Raw genomic sequence first — 5,145 nt, 5'->3', positions numbered from 1 at the left:
AATCATTTTGTTAACGTGAGTTCGATATAAGAAAGCAAACCAACTGTTTGGGCTGCTTATAATTTTTTGAGCAACCGGCAAAAGCTAAATTTTTGAAGTAATAACAGATAGATCAGCGATTGTCCGTCAAATCAGCGTTATCTGCGTGCTATTTTTCATCTATTGGGACACGATAGCACGCTGATCCCGATAGCTATCGGGACGGATTAAGCGAATTTCCACAGATAAAAACTTAAATCGAACTTACGTTGTTAATAATTTAGGGGATTATCAGGGGATTTAAGCCACAAAAAAAGAACTAAATAGTTTTAAATCAACCATTTAGCCCTATTTCTTAGTAGCGGGAACAGGACTCGAACCTGTGTCCGCCTGCGGCGGATATGAGCCCTCCTAATCATTTTTTAAATAATTTGTTTTAAGTGTTTTAATTTTTTCTCTACCCAACCCACTTTTGTAATATTTTTCCCGTGCCATTGCTTCCTTTTTGGTCTTGAAAAACTCCAGATGCATAACCTCCCAGGGTCGGTAACGAACAGTATATCCCTTTGTAGCAAAAAAATTATGAGAATAAAACCTGTCAATTAAGTCTTGGCTATAACCAACATAGGTTTTATCAAATGTTCGGGAATATAAAATGTAGACGACAAAGTATTCTTCCATAACTAAAAATACAAAAAAAAAGAGAACCGTTTTGGTTCTCTTTTCTTGTAGCGGGAACAGGACTCGAACCTGCGACCTTCGGGTTATGAGCCCGACGAGCTACCTACTGCTCTATCCCGCGATATGGGTTTAAAAGAAAAAATGTTTTTTTGTCAACCATACATTGACCATCTTTTCTTTCGGACTGCAAATATACAACAGATTTCTGTTTTTACAAGAGTAAAAGTTAAATCTTTAACTAGAACAATCCGGAAATATTTCCGGCATCATCAATATCAATGTTTTCTGATGCCGGATGAGCGGGAAGTCCCGGCATTCGCATCATATCTCCTGTTATTGGCACCAAAAAACCTGCGCCGGCAGCAATTTCAATTTCCCTGACCGTAATTGTAAACCCTGTGGGTCTTCCTATCAACGCCGGGTTGTCTGAAAGAGATTTTTGGGTTTTCGCAATACAAACGGGAAGTTGATCGAGGCCAAGATTGGCAATTTTCTTTAAATCAAGTTTTGCCCTTGAAGCATATTCAACTTTAGAGGCTCCATAAATTTTGGTTGCAATGGCTTCAATTTTTGACTGTACATCAGATTCCCAATTGTAAAGAGGGGTAAAGTTTGATTTGTTTTCCTCAACAGCAGCAACAACTTCATTGGCCAAGTCGATGGCACCTTTTCCGCCTTTGGCCCAGACTTCAGCCAGGGCCACACGAACACCTTTTGATTTTGCAAATTCTTTGATTGCTTCAATTTCTTCGTCACTGTCTGTGATAAATTTATTGATGGCAATAACCGGGGTTAATTGAAATTGAAGTATGTTTTCTAGATGTTTTTCCAGATTGGGCAATCCTTTTTTAAGAGCATCGGCGTTGGGTGTTTTTAAATCATCCAATGAAACGCCGCCGTGATATTTTAAAGCTCTGATGGTAGCTGTAAGCACAACTACTTTTGGTTTTAAATTGGCACTTTGACATTTGATGTCCAAAAACTTTTCTGCACCAAGGTCTGCTCCAAAACCGGCTTCGGTAACGGTATAATCAGATAAACTCATTCCCATTTTTGTGGCAATTACCGTATTTGTGCCCTGAGCAATATTGGCAAAAGGACCTCCGTGAATAATCGCCGGGTTGCCTTCAAGTGTTTGAACTAAGTTAGGTTTAATGGCGTCTTTAAGCAAAACGGCCATGGCGCCTTCAGCTTTCAGGTCACGTGCAAATATTGGTTTTTTGTCGAAAGTGTAGCCTACAAATATTTTACCCAATCTTTTTTTCAAATCGGTTAAATTGTTGGAAAGGCAGAGTATGGCCATAATTTCTGAGGCCGCAGTAATATCAAAACCCGATTCACGGGGGATACCTGAACCGGTGCCACCCAAACCTATAATAATATTTCTCAATGAACGATCATTGACATCCATTACCCGTTTCCAGGCAACGGTGCGCGAATCGATTCCCAAAGTGTTTGTTTTACTTTGAATATTGTTGTCAATCAATGCAGAAAGTAAATTGTGTGCTTTTTCTATGGCCGAAAAATCACCTGTAAAATGCAGGTTGATGTCTTCCATTGGAATCACCTGTGCATAGCCGCCACCGGTTGCACCACCTTTAATCCCAAAAACAGGTCCTAAAGAGGGTTCTCTTAAAACCACCGTTGTTTTTTTGCCCACTTGATTGAGACCTTCAGAAAGCCCAATTGAAATGGTGGTTTTGCCTTCTCCGGCAGGTGTGGGGGAAATGGCTGAAACCAAAATTAAATTGCTTTTATCTAATTTTGATTTATCTATAAGTGAGAGAGGTAATTTAGCCTTATGTTTTCCGTAAAGTTCTAACTCATCAGGATTGATTCCCAGTTTTTTTGCAATTTCAGTGATGTGAAGTGGTGTGGCTTTTTTTGCGATATCTAAATCGGTCATAAAAATTAATTTCTGATTAATAATTTCAAAAATAGGGATTTTAAACATTTATTAAATGATAAATGTCAATGAAAGAAAATTAAGTTAAAACGCTTATCTTCTTCTTGAACTATTGCGTTGTCCTGAACCTCTTGAGGCACCACGTTGCTGTCTTTGCGGTGTTTTTTCCACGTGATGGTTAACTAAAGGAAAGTTCTCGTTTTCCAAAATAGGAATTTGTTTTCCGATGAGTTTTTGAATGTCTTTCAGATAGGCTTTCTCTTCTGCATCACAAAAGGCAATGGCAATTCCATCAGCACCGGCTCTTCCAGTCCTCCCAATGCGATGCACATAAGACTCTGCAATATTGGGCAGTTCATAGTTTATCACGTGGGTAAGGTCATCGATGTCAATTCCCCTTGCGGCAATATCTGTGGCCACCAGTACCCTAGTTTCTTTTGTCTTGAAGCTGTTTAACGCTCGTTGACGTGCGTTTTGCGATTTGTTGCCGTGAATGGCTTGTGATTTTATTCCGGCTTTCACAAGCTCTTTTACCACCTTATCTGCACCGTGTTTGGTGCGCGTAAAGACCAACGCCCTGTCAATTTTTTTGTCTGAAAGCACTTCTTTTAAAAGATGCTTTTTGTTTTCCTTATCCACAAAATACACCGCCTGATTGATGGTGTTTGCCGTGCTGGAAACCGGTGTTACTTCCACTTTGGAAGGATTCACTAAAATTGTGTTAGCAAGTTTTACTATGTCATTGGGCATCGTGGCCGAAAAGAACAACGATTGCCTTTTCTGAGGAATTTTGGTGATGATTTTCTTTACATCGTTTAAGAATCCCATATCAAGCATGCGGTCGGCTTCGTCCAGGACAAAAAACTGCAACTGGTTTAAATGCACAAATTTCTGATTGATTAAATCGAGCAATCGACCGGGTGTAGCAATTAAAACATCAACGCCAGATCGCAAAGATCTTACTTGACTGTTTTGACTTACACCGCCAAAAATCACTTCATATTTTAAATGGGTGTTGGCTCCATAGCTTTCAAAACTTTCGGCAATTTGTATGGCAAGTTCCCTTGTAGGTGTTAAAATCAAACTTCTAATGGGGCGTCTACCGTTAAGATTTGACCGGTCCTGACTCATCAGTTGAATGATGGGAACGGCAAAAGCGGCTGTTTTTCCGGTTCCGGTTTGAGCACAGCCTAAAATATCTTTTCCTTGAAGTGCCAGCGGAATGGTTTGTACCTGTATGGGTGTGGGTGTTGTATATCCTTCTGTTTTTAAAGCCTCGAGGATAGGGGCTATAATGTTTAAATTTTCAAATGTCATTGTAAAATAGTTTAAGACCGAATAAATTGAAAAAGGCTCACTGTCTCGGTCTTTGTGACAGGAATTCTTTTTTGTACTGCTTAAACTTTAAATGTGATTTGGAGGGTTATTTCCGAAAACTAAGGAAAGAAAAAGAGTAGCGACACCTGTTTTTTGTATTGTTTGTAAACGATGATATCGGTGGCAAAGCTAAGCTATTTTTGGGAATACTAGGGATTTTTATTGATTTCTTAAAACTTGAAGGTTTAAAGAACAAAAGAAATGGATAAAAAATTAGCCGTATTTTTGCAATTCAAATTCTTGTTATGCAAAAACACAAAGCCGGTTTCGTAAACATTATTGGCAATCCCAACGTGGGTAAATCCACCTTGATGAATGCCTTTGTGGGCGAAAAATTGTCCATCATCACCAGCAAGGCACAAACCACTAGGCACCGCATTCTGGGTATCGTCAATGGCGAAGATTTTCAAGTGATTCTTAGCGACACTCCCGGAATCATCAAGCCTGCTTATCAACTTCAGGAATCGATGATGGGGTTTGTGAAATCTGCCTTTGAAGATGCTGATGTATTGATATATATCGTTGAAATCGGTGAAAAGGAATTAAAAGATGAGGACTTTTTCAATAAAATAATCCATACAAAAATTCCGGTGTTGCTTTTAATCAACAAAATAGACAAATCCAATCAGGAGCAACTGGAAGAGCAAGTACAACTATGGGCCGAAAAAGTACCCAATGCTGAGATTTTTGCCATTTCGGCACTGGAAGGTTTTCAGGTCAAGGAAGTGTTTGACAGGATTATAGAACTCCTCCCGGAATCACCGCCTTTTTATCCAAAAGACCAACTCACTGATAAGCCTGAACGCTTTTTCGTTAACGAAACCATCAGAGAAAAAATTCTGATACATTACAAAAAAGAAATCCCATACAGTGTTGAGGTGGACACTGAAGAGTTTTTTGAAGAGGAAAATATTATCAGAATGCGCTCAGTAATCATGGTGGAACGCGATACCCAAAAGGGAATCATCATTGGCCATAAAGGTGAGGCTCTGAAAAGAGTAGGGGTTGAATCCCGCAAAGACTTGGAGAAATTTTTCGGTAAACAAGTGCATTTGGAACTATATGTGAAAGTCAACAAAAACTGGCGCAGTGATGCGAGGCAGTTGAGGAGGTTTGGATACGATTCTTAGTAAGTAGAGGTTAGAATTTAAAAGCACCAAAATGAAAACTCAAGAACCAAATTCCAAGCACCAAATTCCAAA

4 protein-coding genes and 1 tRNA gene are annotated in these 5,145 nt (G+C 39.3%); 1 reads left to right on the top strand and 4 read right to left on the bottom strand.

Going from position 1 to position 5,145, the window contains the following annotated elements:
- Positions 1 to 390: 390 nt before the first annotated feature.
- The 4 genes from AC6F75_RS10270 to AC6F75_RS10255 all read right to left on the bottom strand — a co-directional run bounded on the left by AC6F75_RS10270 (position 391) and on the right by AC6F75_RS10255 (position 3,883).
- Positions 391 to 660 (bottom strand): GIY-YIG nuclease family protein, encoded by a 270-nt coding sequence (locus AC6F75_RS10270; RefSeq protein ID WP_500714932.1) that lies wholly within the window; start codon positions 658 to 660, stop codon positions 391 to 393.
- A 48-nt stretch (positions 661 to 708) separates the two neighbouring features.
- Positions 709 to 781 (bottom strand) — tRNA-Met (locus AC6F75_RS10265).
- Between the two features lie 117 nt (positions 782 to 898).
- Positions 899 to 2,566 carry a formate--tetrahydrofolate ligase gene (locus AC6F75_RS10260; RefSeq protein ID WP_500714931.1) on the bottom strand — a complete coding sequence of 556 codons (1,668 nt, stop codon included), beginning with the start codon at positions 2,564 to 2,566 and terminating at the stop codon, positions 899 to 901.
- 93 nt (positions 2,567 to 2,659) lie between these two features.
- Positions 2,660 to 3,883 (bottom strand): DEAD/DEAH box helicase, encoded by a 1,224-nt coding sequence (locus tag AC6F75_RS10255; RefSeq protein WP_500714930.1) that lies wholly within the window; start codon positions 3,881 to 3,883, stop codon positions 2,660 to 2,662.
- 305 nt (positions 3,884 to 4,188) lie between these two features.
- Here AC6F75_RS10255 and era point away from each other — a divergent pair, with 305 nt between their 5' ends.
- Positions 4,189 to 5,073: a GTPase Era gene (era, locus tag AC6F75_RS10250; RefSeq protein WP_500714929.1), complete on the top strand. Its 885-nt coding sequence runs from the start codon at positions 4,189 to 4,191 to the stop codon at positions 5,071 to 5,073.
- Positions 5,074 to 5,145 lie beyond the last annotated feature (72 nt).

This window comes from Planktosalinus sp. (genome assembly GCF_059864935.1).
This window is presented reverse-complemented; position numbering and strand designations above follow the sequence as displayed.